The sequence below is a fragment of the Ekhidna sp. genome (genome assembly GCF_965221965.1).
In the GTDB taxonomy this organism is placed as follows: Bacteria; Bacteroidota; Bacteroidia; order Cytophagales; family Cyclobacteriaceae; genus Ekhidna.
Map to the genome: position 1 here is coordinate 534,720 of NZ_OZ244926.1, position 25,288 is coordinate 560,007.

Sequence of the window (25,288 nt, forward strand, 5' to 3'; positions counted from 1 at the left end):
TTTATTGCCCGATCCGTAACTATTTTTGCTCCCCAATATGAAATACCCTACCCGAAAGAAAGCCACCCTCTTACTTGAAGACGGCACCACATTTACTGGTTATTCAATTGGAAAAGAAGGCACCTCCGGAGGCGAAATATGCTTCAATACCGGGATGACCGGTTATCAGGAGATCTACACCGATCCATCTTACTATGGTCAGATCATTGTAAACACCACCTCGCACATTGGCAATTATGGCGCCATGGACGCTGAAGTTGAAAGTGATGCGCCTACTATTAAAGGATTAGTTGTAAATGACTTTTCAGCTATTTTTAGTCGAACGAAAGCAACCGAGAGCTTACAGGCGTTTTTAGAAAAACACAACACGGTCGGAATTGCCGGGGTGGACACCCGTAAGATTGTTCGTCACATCCGAACAAAGGGAGCCATGAATGCAATTATTTCGTCGGAGCTGGAAGGTGAAGCCCTTCAGGCGGAGCTGGATAAAGTGCCAAGCATGGTAGCGCTGGAATTATCCACCCAGGTAACAACTAAGGAGCCATACGATTTAGGAGAAGAGAATGACGGATTCAAAGTTGCCATACTTGATTTAGGCATTAAGAAATCGATACTTAAAAACCTGGTACAGAGAGGTTGTCACTGTAGAGTATTTCCTGCTAAAACCACTTTCGCTGAAATGGAAAAGTGGAACCCTGATGGATACTTCATTTCGAATGGACCCGGTGACCCTGCAGTAATGGATTATGCATCGAATACAGTGAAAGAAGTGTTGGATGCTAATAAGCCACTCTTTGGAATATGCATGGGAAGTCAGATTCTTGCCTTAGCTGTAGGAGTTCCTACCTATAAAATGCACCATGGGCACAGGGGATTAAATCACCCTGTTAAAAACCTCAATACCGGACTTAGTGAGGTAACCTCTCAGAATCATGGTTTTGCTGTAGACATGGAAGCGCTTAAAAAATCAGATGTGGCAGAGCTAACGCACGTTGATTTGAACCATGATACGGTGGAAGGATTGAGACTTAAAAATAAACCGGCATTTGCTGTACAATATCACCCGGAATCTTCACCGGGACCTAATGACTCCATTTATCTATTTGATGATTTTATTCAACTAATAAAAGACAATAAGAAATGAGCGTGATCGAAAGTGTGTTTGCCCGGCAAATCATGGACTCCAGGGGTAACCCCACCGTAGAGGTAGAGGTAATTACCGAAGAGGGGTATATCGGGAGAGCTGCAGTGCCATCCGGAGCATCTACAGGAGAACATGAGGCTGTTGAACTAAGAGATGGAGATAAGTCTCGGTACATGGGCATGGGTGTTCAAAAAGCAGTTGATAACGTCAATAATATCATTGCTCCCGAAGTTGAAGGTCTTTTAGTGGTTGAACAAGCCTATATTGATCAATTAATGATTGATCTGGACGGCACACCGAATAAATCGAAACTTGGCGCAAACGCCATACTCGGTGTTTCCCTTGCTGTAGCACACGCCGCAGCAGACGCCTGCCAGCTTCCGCTTTACAGATACATTGGCGGAGCAAATGCAAAGGTATTGCCTGTTCCAATGATGAATATCATTAACGGGGGATCACATTCGGATGCACCTATCGCATTTCAGGAATTCATGATTCGCCCTGTCGGAGCGCCCACTATCTCAGAAGCACTGAGGATGGGTGGTGAAATTTTCCATAATCTCAAGGCAATCATTCATGATAAAGGATTGAGTACAGCTGTTGGAGACGAAGGAGGCTTTGCACCAAACTTTGAGGGAGGAACAGAGGAAGCACTCGAAAGTGTGATTGAGGCAATCAAGAAGGCAGGATATAAACCCGGGAAGGATGTGACCATTGCCCTGGATTGTGCTTCATCTGAGTTCTTTAAGAACGGGGTATATGACTACTCCAAGTTTGAAGGTCCAAATGGAGTAAAGCGTAGCAGTGCTGAGCAAGCTGAGTATCTGGCTGATTTGGTGAAAAAATACCCAATCGATAGCATCGAAGATGGCTGTGATGAAAACGATTGGGACGGATGGAAAACGCTCACGGAGAAAATCGGAGATAAGTGTCAACTGGTTGGAGATGACCTTTTGGTGACCAATGTGAAGTTTCTGGAAAAAGCAATCAAGGAAAAAGCTGCTAACTCGATATTGATCAAAGTGAATCAAATCGGCACACTGACAGAAACTTTAGATGCAATCGAGATGGCTCACAAAGCGGGGTGGACGGCTGTGGTATCACATCGTTCCGGAGAAACTGAAGATGCTACCATTGCCGATATTGCCGTAGCTACTAACTCAGGTCAAATTAAGACCGGTTCCATGTCTCGATCAGATCGTATGGCTAAATACAATCAGCTCCTCAGGATTGAAGAGGAGTTAGGGGACGCAGCGGTTTATCCTAAGAGATAAGTAACAAAACTATATATGTAAAAGAAAGCCTCCAGCGGGAGGCTTTTTTGTTTCATGTGCATGAAAAAAGAAACATTTACCCCCGAAAACGCATTTAACTGGTACGCATGCGACCGGTTAAATCTTTTCATATCTTGTTATTGGCATTATTTCTTATGGAGCCACTCTTTGAGTCCTATGCGCAATCATCCGTCTCAGGAAAACTCCTTGATGCAGAAACCGGCGAATCACTCCCATTTGCTAATGTTCAAAACCTGGTAACAGAGGCTGTCACCATCACAGATACCTTGGGGATGTTCAGGATAAAAGCTTCTCCACAGGATACCATTGAGTTTAGCTTCATCGGGTATGAGTCGATCAAAGTATTAGCAGGGGAAATCAAGACAAACAAGCCCATTCGAATATCACCGAACAGCACCGTACTTCAAACTGTGGAAGTGGAAGCGGAGCGATCACCGGCCATTGAGCAGTTTGATAAGATCCGTCCAGGCATGCAAACGCTGCGAAAAGATGTGATCTTTCAACTACCTACGATTGCCGGAGAACCGGACTTTGTAAAAGTGATCACCCTGATGCCCGGATCATCCAAAGGGATCGAAGGGTCGAATGACTTTTTTATTCGTGGAGGAGCGGCAGATCAGAATCTCGTGCTACTGGATGGAGCGCCAGTTTACAATACAGGACATTTATTTGGATTTCTATCGGTATTCAATCCATCGGCAGTGGGTGAGGTGAATATCATGACGGGTGGCTTTCCTGCCGAATATGGTGGAAGGCTTTCTTCCATTATCGATATACGATCAAAAGAGCTGGATAAAGATCAACTCCTGGTGGAGGGAGGTATTGGTGTGATTTCCTCGCGTATTTCAGCAGAAGTACCAATTATTGAAGATAAGCTGGCGGTACAGGTTGCAGGTAGAAGAACGTATGCTGATAAAGTGGTAGACCTGGTAGGTGCTGAAGAGCTTCCCTACTATTTCTACGATATGAATTTCAACCTGGATTATGAACTTAACGAAAGCACCCGACTTCATTATGGGTTTTACTTTGGGGATGATGTGCTAAACTATGATGGAACAAGAGGCCGAAACGATGACCCAAGTGGAAGTTCGTTCGTCATAGGTAATCATATCCAAACCTTATCGCTCGAGAAGGATTATCGTAATTTCTCGTCAACTACTGACTTGAGCTTCACCCGATTCGATTATAAGATCAACAACTATTTTCAGGACAACCGACTGAATGTCGTTTCAGATATCAGAGATCTAAGTTTCAGGCAAAAATTCACCCGGCCGATCACGCCGAATGATAAAATTCATGTGGGGTTTTCAACCATCAGGCGTTCGGTCAATACCAACCTGATCAATGTGGAAGGGGAGCTTGCCGAAGTAATCCCCAGTAGTGAAGGAGAGCAAGTCAACGTGTTCGAGGGAGCCTTGTTTGGAGAGTGGGAATTCAAACGTGGACCACTTGAGGGCATTTTGGGAGCCCGCGTTTCAACGGCCTTTGTTCAGGGTGAAAAATATTGGCAGCCTGAGCCCCGCCTGGCGTTGCGATATGCCATTGACCAAAACTGGGCATTGAAGGCCAGCTATACCCGAATGGCGCAATACATCCATCGCGTTTCCAGTTCGTCATTTGCATTGCCTACCGACGTGTGGTATCCGGTCGATCGGCAGGTGAGACCACAAACGGCCAACCAATGGACACTGGGTGCAAGCCGGCTGCTGGAGAAAGAAGGAATTGTGCTGAGTGCTGAAGCATACTACAAGCGAATGAATAACCTGGTAGAGTTTCGGGAAGGTACCAATCTGGTATTGAATCCTGAATTTCGGGAGGGCTTGCTTCAGGGTGATGGCACCTCCTATGGATTTGAGTGGCTGGTGAGAAAGGACATAGGAAAGTTCAGGGGATGGCTGTCCTACACCTTATCATGGACACAGCGTCAGTTTGACGAGCTGAATGAGGGACGAGTATTCCCGGCTCGTTATGATCGAAGACATAATGGCTCAGTAGTAGCCAACTATAGTCTGAATGATCGATGGTCTTTTTCCATGGTATGGGAGTTTATCTCCGGTGCTCGCTTTACCCCTATTATCGGGTATTATGGTGTGCCGAATGCCTCAGCCACAGGAGTGGATTTGATTCCGATCTATCCGGATCGGAATTCGGTGAAGCTGGCCGATACCCACCGACTGGATCTAAGCATCATTTTGAAAGGGAAGGAAAAGCCGGGTAAAAAATGGCGCGGCGACTGGCACTTCAGTGTTTACAATGTCTATAACCGTGCGACACCTATCGCCATAGATATCACCTTTGATGAGGCGACCAACTCCTATAGCTATGAGCAGCCCGGGTTATTGGGCCTTTTGCCGTCTGTGACTTATAATTTTAAATTCATAAAATGAGAAATGGCTACTATATCGTCCTGTTGGCTTTTGTGCTGATCGCCTGTTTGCCCGATCCGCTACCGGTCAGGAATGTGCCAAGCCCGGAAAATACGGTGGTAATCGGATCTCAAAACCTGCCTGAGCAGTTTTTAGCTATTGCGGTGACGGAAAACTTTAATGCACTGGAAGGTGGAAGAGAAGACGATTATGAAGCTCTTATTAGATCGCTACTCATTGACAGCCTGGAAATTACCGTGGAGGTTGCGGGGGATATTTATGAGTTGCAAAACCCCGATTCCGGATTGTATGTGGGAACAGATGTACCCGAGCTACCAGGTGAACTGTACACACTTTCTTTTGAAAATCCCTTTAATGAACGACCGGTGACAGCTACTGCTGAGTTACTCCCATTTGTGGGGTTTGACACGGTAGATATCTTCATCGAGGCGAATGAATTTGATACAATTGTGAACGTAAGCCTGAAACTGCAGGACCCGCCCGGACCGAACTGGTACATGTCCAATGTTCAACTGATCAATGAAGACTTTGATTATGATGTGAATCCGTTTACTGAACTGTTTACGGATGAAGGTCAGGATGGTGAATTGATCGAATATGATTTTCGGGTGTTCTTCCGGGATTATGAAAAAGGCGATACGGTGTTTGTATCGTTAGCCAACATCAGCCAGGACTACTATGAGTTTTTGGATTTGAGAGGAACCCGAAGACCGTTTGTGGGCAGCCTGGGTGAACCGATTAATTACCCAACTAATGTAGAAAATGGACTAGGCTATTTCCACATGCACATTCCCGATGTGCGGATATTTCTTCCGGGTTTTTTTGAGGTGGAGAGTAATGGAATTGATTTAAGCATCCTCGTCACAGACGAGGACGAGGTGAGGGGTGCCACCCATCAAAAGCTATGATAATAATGCGTTGTGAAATATAGACTCCAGAAGCAGCTCAGTTGCTAAGGTTCCTTAACCTTCAGAAGATGCGAAGTGGGACAGTTGCAGGTTAGGGCGTGAATAGCGTGCTGATAAATGCCGCTTAGCAACTGTTAGAGGCAGTTACTGGCCTATCGTCATGTCGTTTGTTATGACCATTGGGATTAACATTCCACCAGGAAGATTTGGGTTATCCTTAATTTGGACATTACCTGATATCTCTTGCTCAATCTTTCCTTCTGCAATCCAGTTAGACTGAGGGTCTAATTTATAACTAGTACTCATTTTTCCTGTTAGGTTATACCTAGTTGGCATGCCATTGACTTGTATATATGCGTCCTTATTTTCAGTTGATATTTGTGAGGTTCCCTTTATGAAAATCGCATCTGAATTGATGTCAGTTAAAGTAAATGTGTTGTTCATATATCCAGACATTCCTGATTCCAGTTTTACTGAGTTATTCCAGCTTTCACCAACACTAACTTCCTTGTTGGGAAAGATTGCGGTAATCATTTCAATGTTTCCTTTGAAAGCCTTTTCTCCATATGCTTGTCTGAGCTGGACGAGAGCTTGTTCCTTCTGAGCAGCAGGAATATCTGGAAAGGAATCAAAAGCCTTGTTAAATAGATTATCTAAATTCTCGATATTTGAAATTGTGCCATTCCTAGCCATATCAATTTGAAATTCTTTTCCAACCATGTTCTTTAGGATTGTAGAAAAAATATCTGCTCCACCATTTTCTGAGGAAAATACCATTTCTCCCATTTGGGAGTTCATCTTCATGATAAGGCTCGAATAAGAAGCATTCATTGAGTAACTATCACCAAGGTTTTCGTTAACCTTAAAGTCCATGCCACCAGTTATTTCCATCTTGATCACTTGTTCCATGCCATTAATGGTTTGAGTGATTGTATTCTTGGAAATGTAACTTTGAGAGTATGTTTCTCCAACATTCAAATTCAAACCTAAATCGGTTTTCTTCAGGTTGGTTGAGAGGATAAGAATTGTTGCAGCTAATATGTACTTCATGGGATTATTGTTTCTAACATCCGACTAAACGCCATACCTCCAAAAATAGCCACAATCACCAAACTTATCCGTTACTCACTATAGCAAGTCAGTAAATAATAACTATTAAAATAGTTGTATAATTATAATTATAGTAATAGTATTGCTTCATGAAGGAATTGACCAAAGCAGAAGAACAACTCATGCAGATCCTGTGGGGGCTGGAAAAAGCCTATCTCAAGGACATTGTAGAACAATACCCGGATCCGGCACCTGCCTACACCACCATCTCTACGGTGGTGAATGTATTGGTGAAAAAAGGATTCATCGGGTTTGAAACGCATGGGAAGTCGAGGGAATATTACCCGCTGATCTCTAAGGAGAAGTATACCCGCCAGTCCATGAACGGACTGATGAGTAGCTTTTTTGATAATTCAGCGAAAAAGTTTGCTTCCTTCTTTGCCAGCCAGGAAGAGCTCTCTGTGGAAGAGCTCAAAGCCATACGAAAACTGATTGATAAACAAATATCTCAGCGAAAGTCATGAGTGAAGTGTTGATCTATATCGGAAAAGTACTGGTCATACAGGCCATTTTCTATGGTTTTTACCGATTGGTGCTGCGAAATTCCATTCGACATGGATGGAACCGACTGTTTTTGCTAGCTGCTTTGGTCGCAAGCTTTGTCATTCCTTTTATACAGATACCCGATCAGCTCCCCGTCCAGCCACTGGAAGAATCTCCGGTGATCGTATGGATGCAGGAATCGGCGATGGAGTTTGAAATGGTACCCGTACCAAAAGAAAGCGGAGAAGAAGATTTCTCTCTGTGGCATTTGCTGCCGTGGTTATATGTGTTGGTCACATGCTTTCTCATCGGACGATCTACGGTATATCTGGTTTTTATTCAAAAACTCAAAAAACATTCAGAATATGTAAAAAAACGATGGTTTAAACTTTTTAAGACGTCACAGACCCGTCCGTTTAGTTTCTTTTCAAATGTGTTCATTCCCAAAGATGTCTTTGGTTCGAACGCCTTTGATCAGATTCTGGCGCATGAGTGTGTGCATGTCAAGCAGCGTCATTCGGTTGACCGGCTGCTGATGGATTTTCTTGTTTCGCTGTTTTGGTTCAATCCCTTCATCTACTTGTATCGAAACGCACTCATTGAAATCCATGAATTCCAGGCAGACGAAGCGGTGATCAATCAGTTCAACGATCCGATTGGTTACCAGGAGGTATTGTACTCACAGCTTCAGTATGCCACGTATTCAGGTTTGGTGAGTCATTTCAATTTTTCAATGATTAAAAAACGAATTGTCATGATGAACAAACAAAAAAATAAATATGCAGGGCTGCTATATGCTTTGACCCTGCCCGTATTGGTATCGGTTATTTTCGCTTTCTCCAGTAAGGAAGCCATTGAGCCGATTGAAAATGTAGGGAATGAACTGGCAGAGATTTTATCTCCGGAACCAGGTTTTAAACTTCCGGTATTTAATCTACCCGAACCCAAAGCACAACTCAACAAGACTGAACAGGACGATGATGTACCGTCCATTATGCCGGTGAAAAGTCAAGACTTAGTGCGTTTAACTTCTGGTTTTGGTAAGCGCATTCATCCGGTTAAGAAAGTAGAACAATGGCATCTTGGAGTCGATTTTTCATGTCCTATTGGATCAGAAATATTGGCTACCGCCAATGGTGTAGTGGAACTGATACAAGAGAAACCGGAAGGTTATGGAAAGTTGATAAAAATTGATCATGGAAACGGATATAGAACTTACTATGCTCAGCTTTCCGAGTTTAAAGTGAAGGAGGGAGATCAAGTAAAGAAAGGTCAAATAATAGCTTTATCAGGTAATAGTGGGATGTCTACCGCACCGCACCTTCACTATGAGGTAAAGAAAGGTGATAAGCGAGTTGATCCCATGGATTATATCGACGATTTTAAAGCCAAACCGGTAATAATGGAGATTCCTTCAAAATCCTCTGATAATGAGGGAAGTGAAGAAATGTTAGATGCTTTGGATGAAGAAGAAACTGCCCGTCAAGAAATGCTTCTAGCAAATGAGGAAGCAGAACGAGCCAGAATCGAAGAAGTAAGAGCAAATGAAATGCTTCGTGATGCATCTGAGGAAGAAAAGAAAGTCAATCAGCTTCAAAAGGAAGCTGAGGAACGAAGAATGGTTGAGGAAAAAATCCGTCGGGAGAAGTTAAAATTTGAGGATTCTAAACAGACCAGAACGATTCGTTTACAAGATGCACAAGGTGAACCTCTGTTTGTTGTGAATGGTAAAGTTGTAGAGGATGTCTCGGATATGGATCCTCAGGAAATTGATCACATAAACGTCCTGAAAGGAGAAACGGCCACTGAGAAATATGGTGATAAGGGCGAGGACGGGGTAATAGAAATTACGACGAAGGATAAAGCCAAGAATAAGAATAAGCAGAAAGAAAAGGAGAAAAACAAAGAGAAGGAAAAGGGGAAGCAACAAGCTTATCGGGTGATCATCGATCCGGGACATGGAGGAAAAGATCCCGGGGCGAAGCTTGAAAGTGGGATCAATGAAAAGGAGGAAATGCTAAAATTGGCAATTGAAGTTGCAGAAAGGCTTAATACGCTTGCCAATGTGGAGGTTGTTTTGACACGAAATATGGATGCTTTTATGAGCCTACAGGAAAGGATAAGAGCTTCCAAAGATGCTGATCTTTTCATTTCACTTCATTTAGACAATTTGAATGGTGTTTCAGGGGTGCTGCCAATATTCCAAAGTGATGGAAACTTCCCTGAAGAATCAAAGGTCATCGCAGAGAGGATAAGAAATCAATTGGTAATGGATGGAAGAGAAAGTAAGATTGGTTTTACTCAAGGTGATTTTAATTACTATGTGTTGAGAGAGTCATTATGTCCTGCTGTTATGATTAATGTTTCGGAAAATGAACTAAACAATCAACGAGAGCTAATGGCTAATCATCTTTCAAAAGCCATTCAATCATCAATAATGTAATCACTTCTTAAAAACATCATTCACTTTATCCCGGTAGGATTGACCTATCGGGATTTTTGTTTTACCAATTGTGATCTGATTGCCTTCTACATATTCCAGGTGAGGGATGGAGATAATGTACGTTTTATGCACCCGTAAAAAAGTGTAGGGCAGGACTTCTTCCAGTTTACGTAAGGTCTCGCTTATGATCAGCGTTTTAGCATCACGAAGATGCACTTTCACATAATCTCCGATCGACTCAAAATACAAGATCTGGTCAAAGTTGACTTTATGATTTTTCTTATCCGCTTTTAGCATAATAAAATCAGCTGAATTCGCTTCTTTCTGTCCAACCTCAACTTTATTCACTGCCTTAATAAAGCGTTCAAACGAGAATGGCTTGAGCAGATAATCCACAGCTTCTAACTCAAACCCTTCCACAGCATGCTCTGCATATGCAGTTGTAAAGATGACTTTTGGCTTAGTGCTCAAAGACTTGTAAAAATTGATTCCGGATAGCTTGGGCATATTGATATCCAGAAATATCAAATGGATTGACTCCTTATCCATCCATTCCAACGCCTCAACTGCATTGCTACAACTTGCAACCAGTTGCAGCTTAGGAAGCTCTGCTATGTAAGACTCCAGCACTTCCCGTGCTGGCGGTTCATCATCGACAATCAGGCATCTAATCATTCCATTTTATTTTGATTGAAACTTTAAATGCCTCATCTGTATTTTTTATTTCCATCTGTGCACTATTGCCATAGATGAGGTGAAGTCGCTTCTTTACGTTCTCTAACCCAATGCCACCATATTTTCCATCCTCTGTATGTCCAACTCCTCCTTTGTTGTTGGTTACCTGAAAATCCAGATTAGCATCACTGTTTTTAAGAGAAATCTGTACGAAGTTACTTCCTCTATCTCCTTTCAGTCCATGTTTAAAACTGTTCTCTATCAATGGAAAGAAAAGTAGAGGTGCAATCATACGATTTTCAATTTTTCCTTCCACACTAAATGTGATGTTAGCATCTTCAGTTCTAAGTTTTTGCAGGTCGAGGTAGTCATTGATTGAATCCACTTCTTTGGTTAAAGCTACTTCGTCAGAGACCTCATAGATCATGTATCGCATCAGGTTGGAGAGACGCAAAATGGCGTCAGGTGTTTTGTCACTTTTTTTTCTGGCCAGCGAGTACATACTGTTGAGGCTGTTAAAAAGAAAATGCGGATTAATCTGCATTTTTAGTGAGTTGAGCTCCAGGGATAGTTTCTCTTTTTCCAATTGCTGTAGTTCATACCAGGATTTGGAAAGTTTTAATAGGGTGGTCAGCACCAGGTAAATGATGAAAATGGTGAGCAATACAGATGCATCTGTAAAAGAAACCATGTAGAAATCAGTGGGTAGTATCGGTACAATTACATCAAACAATACCTGATGGATGAAATAGGCTGCTGCAAGGTTGACAAGACTCAGAAACAAATAGAGAACATACCGCCCTTTCAATAGAAATCTTGGAATATGATACCGCAGGTTTACATACACTAACCATAAGAGTGGGATGTGAAAGAAGAATGAGTAGATGAAGTCAATGGTCTTCAGCTCGTTTGAAATAGAGAAGTAGCTGCCAACCGCATACAGCGACAACCCCCAGAAAACCAGGTGCTGAAGCCACGATGCTGTGAGTGTTTTGTTGAAAAAATTTTTCACGATGCTCTTCTATAAGTTTCTACCGAATCAAATACACTTTCATCATCGGAATATTTGTCAATGAACTTTTGAAGTTCTTTGGGTTGCGCGGTGATTAGAATTGTTCCGTCAACGTTCTCATGCCTCAGACGTATGCGATTGCTTTCAAATAGCTTGTTCAGTTTGTCCAGGTCGAAATAGATCATCGTAAACTCATCTTCGGTGACCTTCACTTTGTAGAAAGTGTGAACCGGGAAAAAATTGTCTGAAATGTTTTTGGAGTCAAATTCCTTGATCGGGTAGATGTCCATAAAAAGATCACTTCCAATTTCAACTAAATGAGCTACAAAAACTTCACTGTTTCCATGCTCATTGATGACAGTCAGCCGATAGCTTTTTTCTTCATAGACAGCCACAGATCCCTGGTATTCCGCATCCTTCAAAGATGGTTTACTCTGTTTGTTTTGACCTTTAGCAACTTCCTTTGTATCAATGTTGGAATTGGGTGGAGGAGAAACGTTCTCATTTTTTGCCATGCGCTCTTGCATGATCATTTTGATGCTGTCCTCGTCGTATATTTTTCTTCCATCCTGTAAGATGAAAAGCGGATCATCGGAACGCATAGTGAACCCCTCTTTGATTTCAATCGAGTATTTGTAGTCTTTTTTCTCATCTGTCGTTGCTTTGTCTTCACTCATGGTTTCGAAGTGAAACTGAACTTCCTGATCTCCTCCTGTGGTCCATTTTCCAAGTAATTCCTTTTTGAACACCAGAGTATCCTCTGTGTATATGGGAAATAAAGAATACACGCAGGAGTTTAGCAAAACAGCCAGGATTCCTAATAAGACAATTGATCGCTTTTTCATAATTATTTTCATTTTGATGATGACTCAAAAGTGATCGATTGCCAAAGTAGCCAAAAATTTTATCTGTGAACACTTAAAAAATCAGGGTGAACAAATAAAAAGCCCTCCTGATAGTGGGAGGGCTCTTAATCATCAAGAAAAGGTTCTTATCACCTATATAAGTATTCGAATAAACCTGTCAATACCTCAGAGGCACCTATATAGATACCTACTCCATAGGTCACATGCTTGACCGATAGGTTGTTTATCGCGAATGGAAGCCCGCTAATGTTAGCCATGGTAAACCCTGCTCCGATGATCAAGGCAGCCATAATGGTGACATAAGGATTGGTCGAAAAAATCATTGTGCAAACTCCAATGGCCATCACAACGAAGCTGCTGATAATTACATTTTTAAGCTCTGAACGAGAGACCTTCTTACTGATCAGGAAGCCGGCGATGGCACAAAGTCCGAGGATTGCGAAGGAAATATAACCTTCATATTCCGTGAAACCCGGATGTCGCGTAGCAAAAAATCCAGGTAAAAACTCGACAAGAAAGGCTTTTCCTAAACCAAGGAACAGTCCCACCATGACAATAGCGAGATACGAAACAAGCGGCTGCTGTTTAACCCGATCGTTAGCGATCAATTCAGTTTTTCGTTGCATAACCTCATCACGTGAGACTCTGTGAAAGATGAATCCGGTACCACCGATAAGAATACCTCCCACAATGAATGTCAACGTATCACCAAAGAACGTAACTAAAGCCACCACCACAGGCTCCAGTGCATAGAGAAGTTCTGTGACGAGGAAAAGTACACCTACCACGATGGGAAGTTGCTTTGCCGGGGCAAATGCTTCGATCATTGAATTTGCAGGGCTAATGAACAGGTTCATGCTTATGAGCCATATAACGATCATAAATGGGATAATTCCGCTCACATCCATCACATTTGATGTTCCAATGAGTGTTGCAACCACCATAAAAACCATTGCTGTGGCTCCAATCCCCACCGTGAAGATGATCATGTATTTGCCGTTTTTCTTTAGGATTCTGTCCGCAAGCCAGCCGGCAATCGGCGGAATAACGATGAGAATGATTGCTTTGGCGATGATCATGAAATCCACAAGGTGTGTGATCCCTAGGTTTTTCATTAAAATAGGCTGGTACTCATGATAAGCAATCCAGCTGATTACAACGGCTGCATTAAGGGCTGCCAGGCTATATACTTCTCTCCACTTGAGAGTCTGGGTTTGTGCTAATGACATATAATTTTTGCTCTTTGGTTATAGATGTAGTGATATACGAATGTGAGTGACCGATCGGATTTATAACCCTTAAAAGCTATTTAAGTTAGATTAATTCGAGTATGAAACCAACCAGCGCTATACCGGCACAAAGCGGTGAAAAGAATCTGGAATCATTTTTTGCGAAATCGGTTGTCGATACTTTTTTAAAGAAACCAACATACTTAAAATCACCGATGGCTCTCAATAAAAATATGGAGGGGATGAGCCAGCCTGCAACAACCAAGACCCACTCCGGTAAGCCAAGTGATATGTGGTCTGTTTTGATTAAATAAAACATTCCAAAAAACAGTAGCCCAGCGCCTACAATGGCACTATCTATTTTCTTCGGGTTTAAAACCCGTTTGCCATCTTCAGTCGTAGGAAGAGCAGTTTCAAATCCCCATGTTCCACCCAAGGCCCAACTAAAATGGATGCCCGAAAGCATAAAGAAAATTATTGCTAGTAGTAGTGCAGGGATCGTCATAAGTGATTGATTTTTTCCAAATCTATGGGAATATTTTATTTGGTGAAAAAGCTGATAGAAGTTATCATAAAGGCTGATGTTTGTTTGCATTGAGCATTCAAAACTTAATGACTTTTGCCACATCAAAAAGACGATTTATGAGTAAGTATCAAGCGAAAAGTGCTGAAGAAGCGGTCTCAATAATAAATTCAGGAGAATCTGTATTCATCCATACGGCTGGGGCTGCTCCCCAGGCATTGATTAATGCCATGACCAAAAGAGGAGATGTGCTGAGAGATGTGACCATATATGAATTGCATACGGAGGGAGCTGCGCCTTACTGTGATGAGAAATATCGGGATATATTCAAGGTAAAGGCTTTGTTTGTGGGCTCGAATGTGCGTGGGGCAATTAACGATGGGCGAGCGGAGTTTATCCCCAGCTTTTTGAGTGAGGTTCCGTACATGTTCAGGAGCGGAGTTTTACCGGTAGATGTTGCCCTGATCCAGGTTTCCGCTCCGGATAGGCATGGGTATTGTTCGCTTGGAATATCAGTGGATACATCTAAAGCCGCTGTGGAGGTGGCCAAAAAAGTCATTGCTCAAATAAATCCAAAGATGCCACGTACGCACGGAGATGGGCTGTTACACATGAGCCAATTTGATGCGTTCATTGAACATGAGCAGGACATACCTGAAATTCCTCCTCATGAATTGTCGAAAGTGGAGAAAGATATTGGTAAGCACATCGCCGGTATCATTGAAGATGGAGCCACGCTTCAGATGGGGATAGGAGCAATCCCCGATGCGGTTCTTTCCTGCCTGGGGAATCACAAGGATCTGGGTGTTCATACAGAAATGTTTTCGGATGGTGTCTTGCCGTTGATTGAAAGCGGTGTGATCAATAATCGACTTAAAACAAAACACCCCGGAGTGATTGTCTCCGGATTTTTATTGGGCTCCAGAAAATTATATGATTTCGTAGATGACAATCCGGTTGTCAGAATGTTAGATATCCAATATGTTAATGATACGGCCATCATTAGAAAACTGCCCAAAATGACGAGTATCAACAGTGCGATAGAAATAGATATCACCGGTCAGGTGTGTGCGGATTCTATTGGCACACGTATTTACAGCGGAGTGGGTGGGCAAATGGATTTCATAAGAGGTGCATCACTTTCACCGGGAGGAAAACCCATTATTGCATTACCGTCTACTACCTCAAGGAATGAGTCTAAAATAGTTCCTACGCTGCGTATCGGAGCAGGGGTGGTGACAACACGTGCCCACGTTCATTATGTTTCCACTGAATACGGGATTGCAGATTTATATGGAAAAACCTTGAAGGAAAGGGCAAAGTTGATGATTGATATTGCACATCCGGATCATCGGGAGGCTTTGGAAAAAGCGGCATATGAAAGATTCAAATAGATATGACTCTTCTACAGTGAGGCATATTTCATGAGTACCTGCTTCAGCGTTTCCGTTTTGATTGGCTTTAGCAGGTAATCACTCATCCCTACTTTTCTTCCGTCATCTACGCTGCTTTTCATCGCATTGGCTGTAAGGGCGATGATTATGGGTTTGTTTTCCTTTTCCCTGTAAAACTCTGTAATCTGCTTGGTAGCCTCAAAGCCGGAAATATCCGGCATCTGGAGATCCATCAGGATAATATCGTAAAACTTCTCCTTCGCTTTCTGTACGCCTTCCTGTCCATTGAAGGCCAGGTCAACATCTGAGATGTTCATCTTCTTTAGCATTTTAGTGGCCACCATGCGGTTTATTTCCACGTCTTCGACGATAAGTATTCGAAGCTCCTCTAAACCAGAAACACTTATTGGCTCAAAACTTTTATCAGCATGCTCTGAAGATATACCCAATGGCAGGGTAAAGTGGAAATTGGAGCCTTCATTGGGTTTAGATTCGAAAGCGATCTTTCCGCCCATCAATTTCACCAGTTTTTCAACGATAGCCAGCCCAAGCCCTGAACCCTCATAGCCGGCCTGATCAGAAGCCTTATAAAACGTCTCAAAGAGGTGGATTTGCTTCTCGGCAGAAATGCCAGCCCCTGTATCTTTAATGCTGAATTCTATTGAGCACACATCTCCGGTTTTCCCCACAACATGCACGTCTAAGGTGATGCTACCTTTCCAGGTAAACTTTGTGGCATTATTCATCAGGTTTACCAAGACCTGCCTGATTCGGGAGACGTCTCCGGTTACATATTCAGGGAGATTTTCATCAATGTTTAATTTTACTTCCAGGTTAGGATTCGAGACTGTTTTCTTTTCAAACACCTTCCATATGGCATGAAGCTCCTCAGCAAGTGAAAATGTACTCATGGATAACTCAAGCCTCCCGGCTTCTATAGTCGTAATATCAAGTACGTTGCTGATTAGACCATGTAAGATGTTACTGCTGTAATTCAGGCTTTCGATTAAATCTTTTTGTTCTTTGCTTACTTCAGTATTGGAAAGGAGTTCAGTCATGCCCACGATACCATTTAAAGGCGTTCTCATTTCATGTGAAATTGTAGCTAAAAATGTGGATTTAGCCTGATCGGTCGATTCTGCTTTCTGCTTTTCTTTTTCCAACTCAGCGTTTTTCTCTCTTAAAAGCCGGCGATCGTCAATATAGGTGCGCTTGAAGATATACATGCAAACGCCCATGATTGCCAGGGAAGTGAGCGTGGAAATAGCCATGTCCTGCATGAGGAGGCCATCGTCCGGGTAAGGTGCGGCTAGTTCCGGATTGAGATATTCATAAATTATCAATCCCAACACCATTGTAAAAGTGACAACTATAAAAACGAGAAAGTCTCGGAGTGGTAGAACCAATAAACCGGATAAGTATACTAGTGCCAGAAAGGTTGGAATAGCAGTGGTTATGCCACCTGCCGGAAACCACGATATTCCAATGAGTAGTAGTGCGAGGTAGTAGTAAGTGACTGATAGCTTTCGAAAATCGATACCTTTTTTTTGAAGCACATAAAGAGTGGAGTAGATAAATATACCACTGGTATATACGGTTTGTACAAAGTACTCATAGCCTACGATAAAGCCATAGATTGTCCAAAAAGTGAACACTGCGATGGTTAAAATCAGGATGATTTCAAATAGGCGCAATTCGATCTTTACAGATCGATCCGTGGTGGGTAAGATATGTTTGATTGGAAAATTCAAAGGCTGGCTCTCACTTGGTAGTGAAGTTAATGATTTAGGTTAGAAATATATACTCCGAAATAATACTGAGTAACCACTGGGTGAATACTGCTAAAAATTTTTACCCATTATTTATGAGGATATCCGGTCTCAACGGGCTCTACTTTTGAATTTACAAAAACTGTAGCCATGAAAACAAAACTCCGATTCTTTTTCAGCCTTTCCCTGCTAACTTTTGTTGTTGGTCAGGTTCAAAGTCAAAGCTATGTGACCATTGATATTGAAGAGGAGTATGAATTTTTGACAGAGCAATGGCTGTTTGTGTCTGAAGATCTTTCTCATTACTATGGTCTTTCAGCTTTTTGTACCAATGGAGAATACAGGGAATTTGCAATAGAGATATTGGAGCTATTGCACCACTACGACTCTGTTGTGTTGGATATACTGAAAAATCCTACCTCTGATATCGACATATCATCCAAAGAGTATCGAAAGACGATGAATGATATTGCCAGCTTTGAAGGCGATTATGATGTGAAGAGCTTCATTTCTTTTCTGAGGGAGAGTTGCATTACCAGAAATGACCTGGAACGAAACAAAGAAGATTTGAAAAAAGAAGTAGGCATGTATTCGTACGATGGTCAGGTCATGATGTTGGAGACAGATCTTCGGAAGTTCATGAAGAAAATCGATAAGCGCATTGTTTCTATCAACGAGCATGTTCACAAGATTCACCCAAGTCAGGTAAAGCCACTGCCTGTGGCTAGTAGTGGTGATTGACGACATGTAATAAAGGTATCGATACATTGTGGGATTCCACTGGGTTTTGTTTCTTGCGACAAAATCATCTCACTATGGCAGAAAATATACTAGCTCTTTTAATGCTTATCGTATTGCAGGCGGTACTTGGGTTTGATAACCTGCTTTACATCTCTTTGGAGTCCAAGCGTGCACCAAAGGAGAGTCAAAAGATGGTGCGGGCCACCGGAATTGGGATTGCCATCGCATTGCGAATCATTCTGCTATATGTATTGGTCAATGTTATAAAATACTTTCAGGATCCTTTCCTGAAATTTGACTTTAAATACGTATCCGCCGTTTTCAATGTGCACAGTTTAATTGTGCTTTTTGGAGGGATATTTATTCTCTACACAGCGGTAAAAGAGATATTTCACTTGGTTTATCTGGAGGAGCATGGGGGAGAAGAGAAAAGGACTCAAAGCACTGCAAAGACCATTGCAATGATTGTTTTGATGAATCTGATCTTTTCGTTTGACTCAATCCTAAGTGCAATGGCACTGAGTGATGTCTTTTGGGTGATGGCTACTGCCATCATTATCAGTGGGGGGTTGATGATATGGCTGGCTGACGGAGTGTCTAAGTTTTTAGCCAAAAATAGACTTTATGAAGTGCTCGGGTTATTCATCTTGTTTTTGGTAGGAGTGATGCTTCTCTCAGAGGGAGGACACCTCGCACATCTCGAACTGTTCGGAAATCACATTACACCAATGAGTAAAACGACCTTCTATTTCATTATTTTCATTTTAGTGGTGATTGATATTGTTCAGGGCAGGTATCAGAAGAAACTGATTGCCAAACGAAACGCATCAAAGGCATAGGTGATTCCGTAGATAGATTTGTTATTTGGCAAAATTCAACCGCGATGAAAAAATTGCTTTTTATCTCACTGCTATTCACATCCACTCTTGCACTCGCGCAAGATCAAAAAATCAGCACCATTGATTTTGTTCAGATCTTGAATGATAATAGAGAAGAAGCCATATTTTACTATGAAAACAATTGGCTGGAATTGCGAAAAATGGCGATAGAAAGAGGGTATGTCTATTCGTATGAGATCATGGAGACAAAGCCAACAGAGGAGGCTACTTTTCACTTAATCTTAAAAACTACATACCCAAATCAGAATGCCTTTGATCAGGCTGAACAGCGATTTCAAGAGTTAATAAAAGAAAAAGGTGAGCTGCAATTACTGAATGATAAAAAGCCTGGTGAGTTCCGGAAAGTGCTATTCAGCAAAGCAGATGCGAGACACTTATACTAAATCTTATCCCGAACTCACTTTATACTAGCTACTTCTTCGTAATTAATCGGGACCAGGAGCTATTACCAGAATGAATTTTTAAAAGGTATACGCCTGCTTTTAATCCTTCAATGTCCAATTGTGTAATGCCATCATTTTTGAAGAGAGGTGCTTGATACTGCGCACCTGACAAATCATATAGCTCTACATGATCGGGTGCAGATCCATCATTCATTATTAAGTGTAGCCGATCACTCGAAGGGTTTGGGTACACCAGAATTGAGTGAACGTCTGAATGTTGAGTAGAGATCCGTATGGTTCCTAATCGCTCAAACTGTCCGTCATAGTCAAATTGGGATAGCCGGTAATAGCTGATGCCCGAAAGCGGATGTGTATCTTTTAAGGTGTAATTGATAACCTTATCTGAATTACCTGCTCCAGCAACACGAGCCAGTTCAGAGAAATTCATGCCATCACTGCTTCGCTCAATAAAGAAGTAGTCGTTGTTAGTTTCTGTAGCTGTGCTCCAGTTTAAGCGTACCGAGTTCCCTTCTGTGTTTCCTGTAAAATCAATTAGTGAAACGGGTAACAAAGCACCTGCCTGGACAGCCTCGAGATACATGTCAAAACTGATATCAGAACTTGTTCCATTTGCCTGATGTATCTCCACAGCCAGGTAATTGGTGCCAACAATGAGATCCGAAGGGTCAACTTCAAATATGAAATAGGTGTCTTCATCTGCGCCCCCTTCTGCACCGGATGCGAAATCCAGATAGTCAATGGTGCCTGTTGGCATATTGTCACGCACAATTTCATTTCCATTCAGATACACGACTGCCCCATCATCTCTTCGCAGACCAATTCTGAGTGCATAAACGGAAGCATCTACATTTTCAAAAGATTTTCTGAAATAGGTGGTGGGGAACTTATTGTTTGCATCCCCTCCAAAACCAACAGTGGTGACTTCATCTCCATCTCCATAGCCTAGTTCTGCATCTCCGGTGGCCCATCCGGAATCATCAAAAGAAGTTCCGGTCCAGGCTGTGCCCTGGTCCGAGCCGTCATCCAGGTAGCTCCAGGTCTCACCTTTGCCCACCAGTTCGTTTGAGAAACTGCCAACCAACTCCATATCAAAGCTGATATCACTACTGGTCAGATTGGCCTGATGGATTTCCACTGCGATGTAGTTGGTTCCATTGGTCAAATTAAAAACCGAGAGGGTGAACTCTTTGAATTGATTTTCATTGCTAACCACACCACTGGCAAATGTGCCGGATGTGATGGTGCCACCTGGCATATTATCACGAATGACTTCATTTCCGTTGATATATACTACCACGCCATCATCATAATTGATGTTAGCTAGGATCTTTGTGTAATTGGCACGATCCTCTACATAGAAAGACGTACGAAAGTATGTAGTGGTGTATTTGTTATTGGCATCTCCCCCAAAACCTAAGGTTGTGGTCTCGTCACCATCGCCATACCCGAGCTCCGCATTACCACTCGACCATCCTGAGTCATCAAATCCACTTGCCTGCCAGGCAGTACCCTGATCCGAACCATCATCTAAATATCTCCAGGTTGCCCCGGTTTTCAATAGTTGTTGGTCTGTGCCCAGGTTATTATTTCCAGTTCCTGTTACCGGGCAAGTCCCACAACCGGTCACTTGAAATTCACTACAAATTTGATTGACAGAGGAGCCATTAAGGTATTGGATGTCACCACCGAGATCTGCCGTGTTGTTACCACATAATTGAGCGTCAGCATGATCCATGTATATGTCATCCGCGGAGGTTGTGGTGTTGAATATAAGCGTTTCGCTAAATCCGGAAAGAATGAGATCATCACCAATTGAGCTGGTTGCAGCGGCTGTTATTTCCAGGCGGCCAAGTATTATCAGGTCACCAGTTGCGTTAAGCGTTCCGTTGATATATGTTGTCCCGGCCAGCATCGCCCTTGAAGTGGTAAAAGTGCCACCACTTCTCACGAAAATGTTCCCCGTATGATAGAAATTTGCGGTACCTGAATTAACAAATGCACCCACATTCGCCTGTCCTAGTGCATTGGCTGAAACACCGGCAGATCCATTATCTGCGCTATTGTTCACAATAATATTATGACCATTTAGGATGACCACATTATCTGTTCGGCCGGGTATGGCGGCAGCTGCTCCCGAACCGTCTGCATTTAATGTCCAGGAATCTGCTTCATCCCAGTTTCTGGGAGCTGTAGCTCCATTACGGCTGTAATAGGTAGTTTGACCGATGGATTGAAAGCAAATAATGAACGCGAATAATACGGCCAACCTTTTAGACCAAATCTTCTCTAAGTGAATATTCATTAGGCGAGAATTAAAAATTAGAAGTGAGATTTAGCCGGTTGAAGACTAAAAATAGCTAAAATGATTGATATCATCATGATTCATGACAATTAGAAAAAATCAAATGAAAGTCAATCGCTAGAAAGATAGTCGAGTGCCTGCTCCTTGGTGTCAAAGGGCTTTACCCTTCCTCCGGCTACTGCATTGTATCCCATGAGCAACACTTTCTTAATGCCGGTAACACCGACAATTGCACTTTTGTGCACTTTATCGCTTACTAATTTTCCTCGTTTCTTGGATGCGTCCATCCATTCTTTGCTGCCTGCAGCATCTGTGATATCAATTAAAGTTCGAGCTTTCTCGTCCAGTTCCTTGAAAAGCTCCATAGATTCATCCAGTGTTTTCATCATGTCCTCTTTCTTTATGAGTCCGTGATAATCAATGAAAAGAATCTTTTTTCCTTTATGTTCAATGAAAGATGCAGGCATAATAGGGTAGTGTTGTTTATTATAAAATTAACATCAGGGTGCATTATGCAAAAACATCTTAACCTACTTCCGATAACATAGGTTAAATCTTCGTTGAATAACTCTGGTTAAATGCTGACTAACCAAAATGCTTCCAAATGATCAGATCAGCCTCCATTCAGAAATTTAAGTGCCTCATACACCAGAAATGCCGGCCATACGATTGCTTTTAGAAAACCAACGAATCCGGTCCAGAAACTGGTGGCTATGGAGATGTAATAAATGACTGCACCTATGAAGCCTAGTCCATAGACGGCATTCCCACTGTGATTATTCTTGCTCATGGGATAAAGCTCGATATTTTCCGCTAAAAGAAAATTGATAAGTGTCAATGCATGAATTGATTTTTAATCAAGAGTGATCAAACATTTTAAGCGCTCGTTGGTCAATTGGAGTATGGAAAATGCAAAATCTAAGTTGATTGATTTAATCGAAGATGCCGACGGGCGGCTTATTCGAATGATGCTGGCCATGGCAAGCGAATACACTAAAAACGAAAAGCCACCGGTAAAGGAACTTCATCGATTGGTTTACACCAGTGCACGCTCACCAAAATGTGATGAAAAGGACATTGAGGAGATCCTGAAAGCTTCCAGAAGGAATAACGCAAGGTTGAATGTGACCGGTATTCTGATCCATACCAAGGATCGTTTTTTGCAGGTTTTGGAAGGAGAAAAAGATGTGGTAATGAACTTATATCAAAAGATTGAAAAAGATGATCGCCATGGAGGATCCATTATGCGATTTTGCGAGCCAGCATCGCAACGGTATTTTGGCGAATGGGAAATGGCAGGAAAAGCAGTTAATGAACCCACCATTAAATTCCATACTGATCCCGTAGATGAAAAACATCAACTCTATAAGTCAATGTTGGATGGTGATCTTTCCTCCTACAAAGATGAAGGTATGAGAGTGCTGAAAACGTTTTTATTGGTATCCTGAAAATTAGGATTCGTTCTGGTAATAAATCTTATAATACTTTCTGCCGTCTGAGTCTTCTCCTCGTTCTATCAGCTCGCGATTACCGTGGATGTAGACATGAAAATTTTTATCCAGTTTTAAAACGCTTTTGAAAATTCGCGCTTGCTTTTTCACTGAATTAGCCGCAATCTTGAAGTTTTCAGATAGCTCCAGATCCATTTCATTTTGGTACTGCTTATCAAAAAATCGAAATGAGTTGATTGCCTCATCTTCTTGTCCGAAAACAGATAACTCAAACTCACCTTTATCGAAAGTCTCTGCTTCCTTGAAGTACTTGATGGATTTATTGAGCAGGTCTATTTGATCTGTCTTAGATACCTCAAACTCTTCCGGCATCTGATCAGTAATGTAAGACTTGGTCATTTGCAGAAAGTGATTGGTGTCATTCACGTGATCCCGCTTGAAATCCAGGTTGATAAAGTCATTTTTCCAGTAGACTGCTTCGCTGCTGTTGTTGTCATAAGCCAGAATCGTGAATGGCTCCTCAGTGAAAAGAATGACACAGGCTTTGTCCAGCTTTTTCTCACCAATTCCTTCTTTGAAAAGTAGCGTGGGTTCTTTCGTCCAGTCAGGTGTTTCGATAAAGGCATCCTTTTTCTCCACTTTGAAAATGCCCAACCCGTCTACAGGTTGACTACCATACATGATGTCACTAAACCGCACGATGAAAAGATCTCCCTCCTTGATATTCGGATGTCGGGAGCTGTTTCGAAGATGAGTCACAATTCCTTCATGCGTTTCGCTGATTGTTTGCTCTCGCTGTGTTTTTCGAGAAAGCTGAAACAATACATTCAATTCCAGATCTACATCATGTTTAAACTGATAGGTGTTGATGGTTTCAGAAAAGGGTTTAAGAAAGATGTTCTTTAGTGTTTCTTCTTCACCGGGAGAAAATTCGCTTTGAATCAAATGAGGATTCTCTTCCGCTTCTTCTTTGATTTTCTTGAAAAACAATTCCTGAATGGATGCGCCTTTGTATTCAATCATGATGATGCATTTTGAAAGCGCGAAGGTAAACAGGCTAGGGATGAGTAGCCCGGATTTTTTGAATGATAGGTGCCAAATCGGCATCCTTGAGAGTAGACTCGCCAGATAGAATAAAGTCAGCTTCAGGATATTGACCATATTTCAGATGTGCTTCCCACACATACTCCAGGTACCACTCAGGGTCTTTTCCCCAACGTGTTTCCAGCCTCCTGCGCTCAAAGTAGGTTTTCTTAGATATCTCCATGAAAACGGTCAAATCATATTGGGCATTCAGTGATGCATTGGCGAAAGCCAAAATACCTTCTACTATGATCACATCATATTTGGATTTGTTTTCCCGAATGGTATGTTCCACCCATTTGTAATCAATGGACTCAGGCACTTCCCAGTCCGGATGTCCCTTGATGTGCGGGATATCCTTTTCATCAAATACGTACTCGTCCATATCCAGTGAGAACACCCGGTTGGGAGCAAGCTCTTCCTTTAGTCTTTGTGCTAGGGTAGACTTTCCCGATCGGCTAGCGCCTCCTATACCAATGATAAATGCCATTACGGACCGAAAGTTAGATTAATCCACTCTTAATGTAGATGAATGGATTAGGGGTAAAGTCCCGTTTGCTGGCCTTTTACATGATAATTCAGTTATTAGGTTAGGTTAGTTATTTAGGAAATCCCGGTCTCAGTGACCGGGATTTTTTATTGAGCACCCTCATATGCTTCTTTCAGCCAACCCAGTAGTTCCTGATCTACTTCATTTACCTCAGCAATTTGTACTCTGTGTGTGCACATGGTTCCAAAAGGTCCTGAGTCTCCCAGACGTTCGGTGGTTGGCTTTCCTTTCAGCTTTAGACCTAAATCAATACGTGTTTTTGTAGCTGGTTTGATTAAAGCGAATTGCTTTTTACGTATCATGCTCACACTGTCTTTCTTAGGTGTACGAGTGATGTCACTTCCAAATTTCGAAATCTCCATCACCAGTTTTTCATAGATGGGCTTTAGGTGTTCCTTTCCTGAATACTGATTGGTTAACAGGTCATCCGGGTCATGTGAAGCGGCATCTGCTTTGCGCGCTTTCATTGCGACGAAATTGGCAAAACCGTACGTAAACCCATGTTCAGCTTTGAGGAAGTCAATGATTGCTTTATGTTTTTCAATTTTGGAATCCTTCACCACCTTCACCCAGTGATCAAGTGGTTTTCCTGTATTTTCTAAAAGTCCTTTTTCCATGAT

The 25,288-nt window shown here is 42.2% G+C and carries 24 protein-coding genes; 11 read left to right on the plus strand and 13 right to left on the minus strand.

What is annotated here, in order from left to right; all coding sequences use genetic code 11:
- The first annotated feature begins 37 nt into the window (after window positions 1-37).
- The 4 genes from carA (at window position 38) to ACOQON_RS02705 (ending at window position 5,734) form a co-directional block, all read left to right on the plus strand.
- The gene (carA, locus tag ACOQON_RS02690; protein ID WP_420577376.1) at window positions 38-1,144 is read left to right on the plus strand and encodes a glutamine-hydrolyzing carbamoyl-phosphate synthase small subunit; all 1,107 of its coding nucleotides are present in this window, start codon (window positions 38-40) and stop codon (window positions 1,142-1,144) included.
- The gene (gene eno / locus ACOQON_RS02695) at window positions 1,141-2,418 is read left to right on the plus strand and encodes a phosphopyruvate hydratase (protein ID WP_420577377.1); all 1,278 of its coding nucleotides are present in this window, start codon (window positions 1,141-1,143) and stop codon (window positions 2,416-2,418) included. The genes carA and eno overlap by 4 nt, the downstream gene beginning before the upstream one ends.
- Before the next feature lie 107 nt (window positions 2,419-2,525).
- Window positions 2,526-4,826, plus strand: coding sequence for a TonB-dependent receptor (locus tag ACOQON_RS02700; RefSeq protein WP_420577378.1), 2,301 nt, complete (start codon window positions 2,526-2,528; stop codon window positions 4,824-4,826).
- A complete protein-coding gene (locus ACOQON_RS02705; protein ID WP_420577379.1) occupies window positions 4,823-5,734 on the plus strand; it encodes a DUF4249 family protein in 912 nt (303 codons plus the stop codon). The genes ACOQON_RS02700 and ACOQON_RS02705 overlap by 4 nt, the downstream gene beginning before the upstream one ends.
- 144 nt (window positions 5,735-5,878) lie before the next feature.
- Here the strand turns inward: ACOQON_RS02705 and ACOQON_RS02710 are convergent, their stop codons facing one another.
- Window positions 5,879-6,784: a DUF6263 family protein gene (locus ACOQON_RS02710; RefSeq protein WP_420577380.1), complete on the minus strand. Its 906-nt coding sequence runs from the start codon at window positions 6,782-6,784 to the stop codon at window positions 5,879-5,881.
- Between the two features lie 149 nt (window positions 6,785-6,933).
- Here ACOQON_RS02710 and ACOQON_RS02715 point away from each other — a divergent pair, with 149 nt between their 5' ends.
- Window positions 6,934-7,308, plus strand: a complete 375-nt coding sequence (locus ACOQON_RS02715) for a BlaI/MecI/CopY family transcriptional regulator (protein WP_420577381.1) — start codon at window positions 6,934-6,936, stop codon at window positions 7,306-7,308.
- Window positions 7,305-9,770, plus strand: coding sequence for a peptidoglycan DD-metalloendopeptidase family protein (locus tag ACOQON_RS02720; RefSeq protein WP_420577382.1), 2,466 nt, complete (start codon window positions 7,305-7,307; stop codon window positions 9,768-9,770). Before ACOQON_RS02715 ends, ACOQON_RS02720 begins: the two co-directional genes overlap by 4 nt.
- Here ACOQON_RS02720 and ACOQON_RS02725 read toward each other — a convergent pair whose 3' ends face one another.
- The 5 genes from ACOQON_RS02725 to ACOQON_RS02745 form a co-directional block, all read right to left on the minus strand.
- Window positions 9,771-10,445, minus strand: coding sequence for a LytR/AlgR family response regulator transcription factor (locus ACOQON_RS02725; protein WP_420577383.1), 675 nt, complete (start codon window positions 10,443-10,445; stop codon window positions 9,771-9,773). It lies immediately after the preceding gene.
- A complete protein-coding gene (locus ACOQON_RS02730; protein WP_420577384.1) occupies window positions 10,438-11,457 on the minus strand; it encodes a sensor histidine kinase in 1,020 nt (339 codons plus the stop codon). Before ACOQON_RS02730 ends, ACOQON_RS02725 begins: the two co-directional genes overlap by 8 nt.
- Window positions 11,454-12,302, minus strand: coding sequence for a hypothetical protein (locus tag ACOQON_RS02735; RefSeq protein WP_420577385.1), 849 nt, complete (start codon window positions 12,300-12,302; stop codon window positions 11,454-11,456). Before ACOQON_RS02735 ends, ACOQON_RS02730 begins: the two co-directional genes overlap by 4 nt.
- Window positions 12,303-12,451: 149 nt before the next feature.
- The gene (locus ACOQON_RS02740) at window positions 12,452-13,552 is read right to left on the minus strand and encodes an MFS transporter (protein WP_420577386.1); all 1,101 of its coding nucleotides are present in this window, start codon (window positions 13,550-13,552) and stop codon (window positions 12,452-12,454) included.
- Window positions 13,553-13,637: 85 nt separating this feature from the next.
- On the minus strand, window positions 13,638-14,180 hold the full coding sequence (locus ACOQON_RS02745) for a DUF3995 domain-containing protein (protein ID WP_420577387.1): 543 nt from the start codon (window positions 14,178-14,180) through the stop codon (window positions 13,638-13,640).
- A 14-nt stretch (window positions 14,181-14,194) separates the two neighbouring features.
- Between ACOQON_RS02745 and ACOQON_RS02750 the strand changes: the two genes are divergently transcribed.
- Window positions 14,195-15,469, plus strand: a complete 1,275-nt coding sequence (locus ACOQON_RS02750) for an acetyl-CoA hydrolase/transferase family protein (protein WP_420577388.1) — start codon at window positions 14,195-14,197, stop codon at window positions 15,467-15,469.
- A gap of 11 nt (window positions 15,470-15,480) precedes the next feature.
- On the opposite strand, the gene ACOQON_RS02755 is transcribed toward ACOQON_RS02750, so the two are convergent.
- Window positions 15,481-17,220 carry an ATP-binding protein gene (locus ACOQON_RS02755; protein WP_420577389.1) on the minus strand — a complete coding sequence of 580 codons (1,740 nt, stop codon included), beginning with the start codon at window positions 17,218-17,220 and terminating at the stop codon, window positions 15,481-15,483.
- A 168-nt stretch (window positions 17,221-17,388) separates the two neighbouring features.
- Between ACOQON_RS02755 and ACOQON_RS02760 the strand changes: the two genes are divergently transcribed.
- From ACOQON_RS02760 to ACOQON_RS02770, 3 genes are all read left to right on the plus strand, one after another.
- Window positions 17,389-17,979 (plus strand): hypothetical protein, encoded by a 591-nt coding sequence (locus ACOQON_RS02760; RefSeq protein WP_420577390.1) that lies wholly within the window; start codon window positions 17,389-17,391, stop codon window positions 17,977-17,979.
- A gap of 74 nt (window positions 17,980-18,053) precedes the next feature.
- Window positions 18,054-18,818: a TerC family protein gene (locus ACOQON_RS02765; protein WP_420577391.1), complete on the plus strand. Its 765-nt coding sequence runs from the start codon at window positions 18,054-18,056 to the stop codon at window positions 18,816-18,818.
- 44 nt (window positions 18,819-18,862) lie between these two features.
- Window positions 18,863-19,261, plus strand: coding sequence for a hypothetical protein (locus ACOQON_RS02770; RefSeq protein ID WP_420577392.1), 399 nt, complete (start codon window positions 18,863-18,865; stop codon window positions 19,259-19,261).
- A gap of 28 nt (window positions 19,262-19,289) precedes the next feature.
- Here ACOQON_RS02770 and ACOQON_RS02775 read toward each other — a convergent pair whose 3' ends face one another.
- The 3 genes from ACOQON_RS02775 to ACOQON_RS02785 all read right to left on the minus strand — a co-directional run bounded on the left by ACOQON_RS02775 (window position 19,290) and on the right by ACOQON_RS02785 (window position 22,374).
- Window positions 19,290-21,584: a T9SS type A sorting domain-containing protein gene (locus ACOQON_RS02775; RefSeq protein WP_420577393.1), complete on the minus strand. Its 2,295-nt coding sequence runs from the start codon at window positions 21,582-21,584 to the stop codon at window positions 19,290-19,292.
- 110 nt (window positions 21,585-21,694) lie between these two features.
- A complete protein-coding gene (locus tag ACOQON_RS02780; protein ID WP_420577394.1) occupies window positions 21,695-22,051 on the minus strand; it encodes an STAS/SEC14 domain-containing protein in 357 nt (118 codons plus the stop codon).
- A 146-nt stretch (window positions 22,052-22,197) separates the two neighbouring features.
- Window positions 22,198-22,374: a hypothetical protein gene (locus tag ACOQON_RS02785; protein WP_420577395.1), complete on the minus strand. Its 177-nt coding sequence runs from the start codon at window positions 22,372-22,374 to the stop codon at window positions 22,198-22,200.
- 112 nt (window positions 22,375-22,486) lie between these two features.
- Between ACOQON_RS02785 and ACOQON_RS02790 the strand changes: the two genes are divergently transcribed.
- On the plus strand, window positions 22,487-23,032 hold the full coding sequence (locus tag ACOQON_RS02790; protein ID WP_420577396.1) for a BLUF domain-containing protein: 546 nt from the start codon (window positions 22,487-22,489) through the stop codon (window positions 23,030-23,032).
- 3 nt (window positions 23,033-23,035) lie between these two features.
- On the opposite strand, the gene ACOQON_RS02795 is transcribed toward ACOQON_RS02790, so the two are convergent.
- From ACOQON_RS02795 to ACOQON_RS02805, 3 genes are all read right to left on the minus strand, one after another.
- Entirely contained in the window at window positions 23,036-24,058 is a 1,023-nt protein-coding gene (locus tag ACOQON_RS02795) for a nucleoid-associated protein (protein WP_420577397.1), read from the minus strand.
- Between the two features lie 34 nt (window positions 24,059-24,092).
- A complete protein-coding gene (locus ACOQON_RS02800) occupies window positions 24,093-24,608 on the minus strand; it encodes a uridine kinase family protein (RefSeq protein WP_420577398.1) in 516 nt (171 codons plus the stop codon).
- Between the two features lie 146 nt (window positions 24,609-24,754).
- A complete protein-coding gene (locus ACOQON_RS02805) occupies window positions 24,755-25,285 on the minus strand; it encodes a DUF5655 domain-containing protein (protein ID WP_420577399.1) in 531 nt (176 codons plus the stop codon).
- Between the last annotated feature and the right edge of the window lie 3 nt (window positions 25,286-25,288).

Bases quoted from the DNA above. Each gene is read 5' to 3' on its own strand.
- carA (WP_420577376.1), top strand. From the start codon at position 38: ATGAAATACCCTACCCGAAAGAAAGCCACCCTCTTACTTGAAGACGGC.
- eno (WP_420577377.1), top strand. From the start codon at position 1,141: ATGAGCGTGATCGAAAGTGTGTTTGCCCGGCAAATCATGGACTCCAGG.
- ACOQON_RS02700 (WP_420577378.1), top strand. From the start codon at position 2,526: ATGCGACCGGTTAAATCTTTTCATATCTTGTTATTGGCATTATTTCTT.
- ACOQON_RS02705 (WP_420577379.1), top strand. From the start codon at position 4,823: ATGAGAAATGGCTACTATATCGTCCTGTTGGCTTTTGTGCTGATCGCC.
- ACOQON_RS02710 (WP_420577380.1), bottom strand. From the start codon at position 6,784: ATGAAGTACATATTAGCTGCAACAATTCTTATCCTCTCAACCAACCTG.
- ACOQON_RS02715 (WP_420577381.1), top strand. From the start codon at position 6,934: ATGAAGGAATTGACCAAAGCAGAAGAACAACTCATGCAGATCCTGTGG.
- ACOQON_RS02720 (WP_420577382.1), top strand. From the start codon at position 7,305: ATGAGTGAAGTGTTGATCTATATCGGAAAAGTACTGGTCATACAGGCC.
- ACOQON_RS02725 (WP_420577383.1), bottom strand. From the start codon at position 10,445: ATGATTAGATGCCTGATTGTCGATGATGAACCGCCAGCACGGGAAGTG.
- ACOQON_RS02735 (WP_420577385.1), bottom strand. From the start codon at position 12,302: ATGAAAAAGCGATCAATTGTCTTATTAGGAATCCTGGCTGTTTTGCTA.
- ACOQON_RS02740 (WP_420577386.1), bottom strand. From the start codon at position 13,552: ATGTCATTAGCACAAACCCAGACTCTCAAGTGGAGAGAAGTATATAGC.
- ACOQON_RS02745 (WP_420577387.1), bottom strand. From the start codon at position 14,180: ATGTGGCAAAAGTCATTAAGTTTTGAATGCTCAATGCAAACAAACATC.
- ACOQON_RS02750 (WP_420577388.1), top strand. From the start codon at position 14,195: ATGAGTAAGTATCAAGCGAAAAGTGCTGAAGAAGCGGTCTCAATAATA.
- ACOQON_RS02760 (WP_420577390.1), top strand. From the start codon at position 17,389: ATGAAAACAAAACTCCGATTCTTTTTCAGCCTTTCCCTGCTAACTTTT.
- ACOQON_RS02765 (WP_420577391.1), top strand. From the start codon at position 18,054: ATGGCAGAAAATATACTAGCTCTTTTAATGCTTATCGTATTGCAGGCG.
- ACOQON_RS02770 (WP_420577392.1), top strand. From the start codon at position 18,863: ATGAAAAAATTGCTTTTTATCTCACTGCTATTCACATCCACTCTTGCA.
- ACOQON_RS02775 (WP_420577393.1), bottom strand. From the start codon at position 21,584: ATGAATATTCACTTAGAGAAGATTTGGTCTAAAAGGTTGGCCGTATTA.
- ACOQON_RS02780 (WP_420577394.1), bottom strand. From the start codon at position 22,051: ATGCCTGCATCTTTCATTGAACATAAAGGAAAAAAGATTCTTTTCATT.
- ACOQON_RS02785 (WP_420577395.1), bottom strand. From the start codon at position 22,374: ATGAGCAAGAATAATCACAGTGGGAATGCCGTCTATGGACTAGGCTTC.
- ACOQON_RS02790 (WP_420577396.1), top strand. From the start codon at position 22,487: ATGGAAAATGCAAAATCTAAGTTGATTGATTTAATCGAAGATGCCGAC.
- ACOQON_RS02795 (WP_420577397.1), bottom strand. From the start codon at position 24,058: ATGATTGAATACAAAGGCGCATCCATTCAGGAATTGTTTTTCAAGAAA.
- ACOQON_RS02800 (WP_420577398.1), bottom strand. From the start codon at position 24,608: ATGGCATTTATCATTGGTATAGGAGGCGCTAGCCGATCGGGAAAGTCT.
- ACOQON_RS02805 (WP_420577399.1), bottom strand. From the start codon at position 25,285: ATGGAAAAAGGACTTTTAGAAAATACAGGAAAACCACTTGATCACTGG.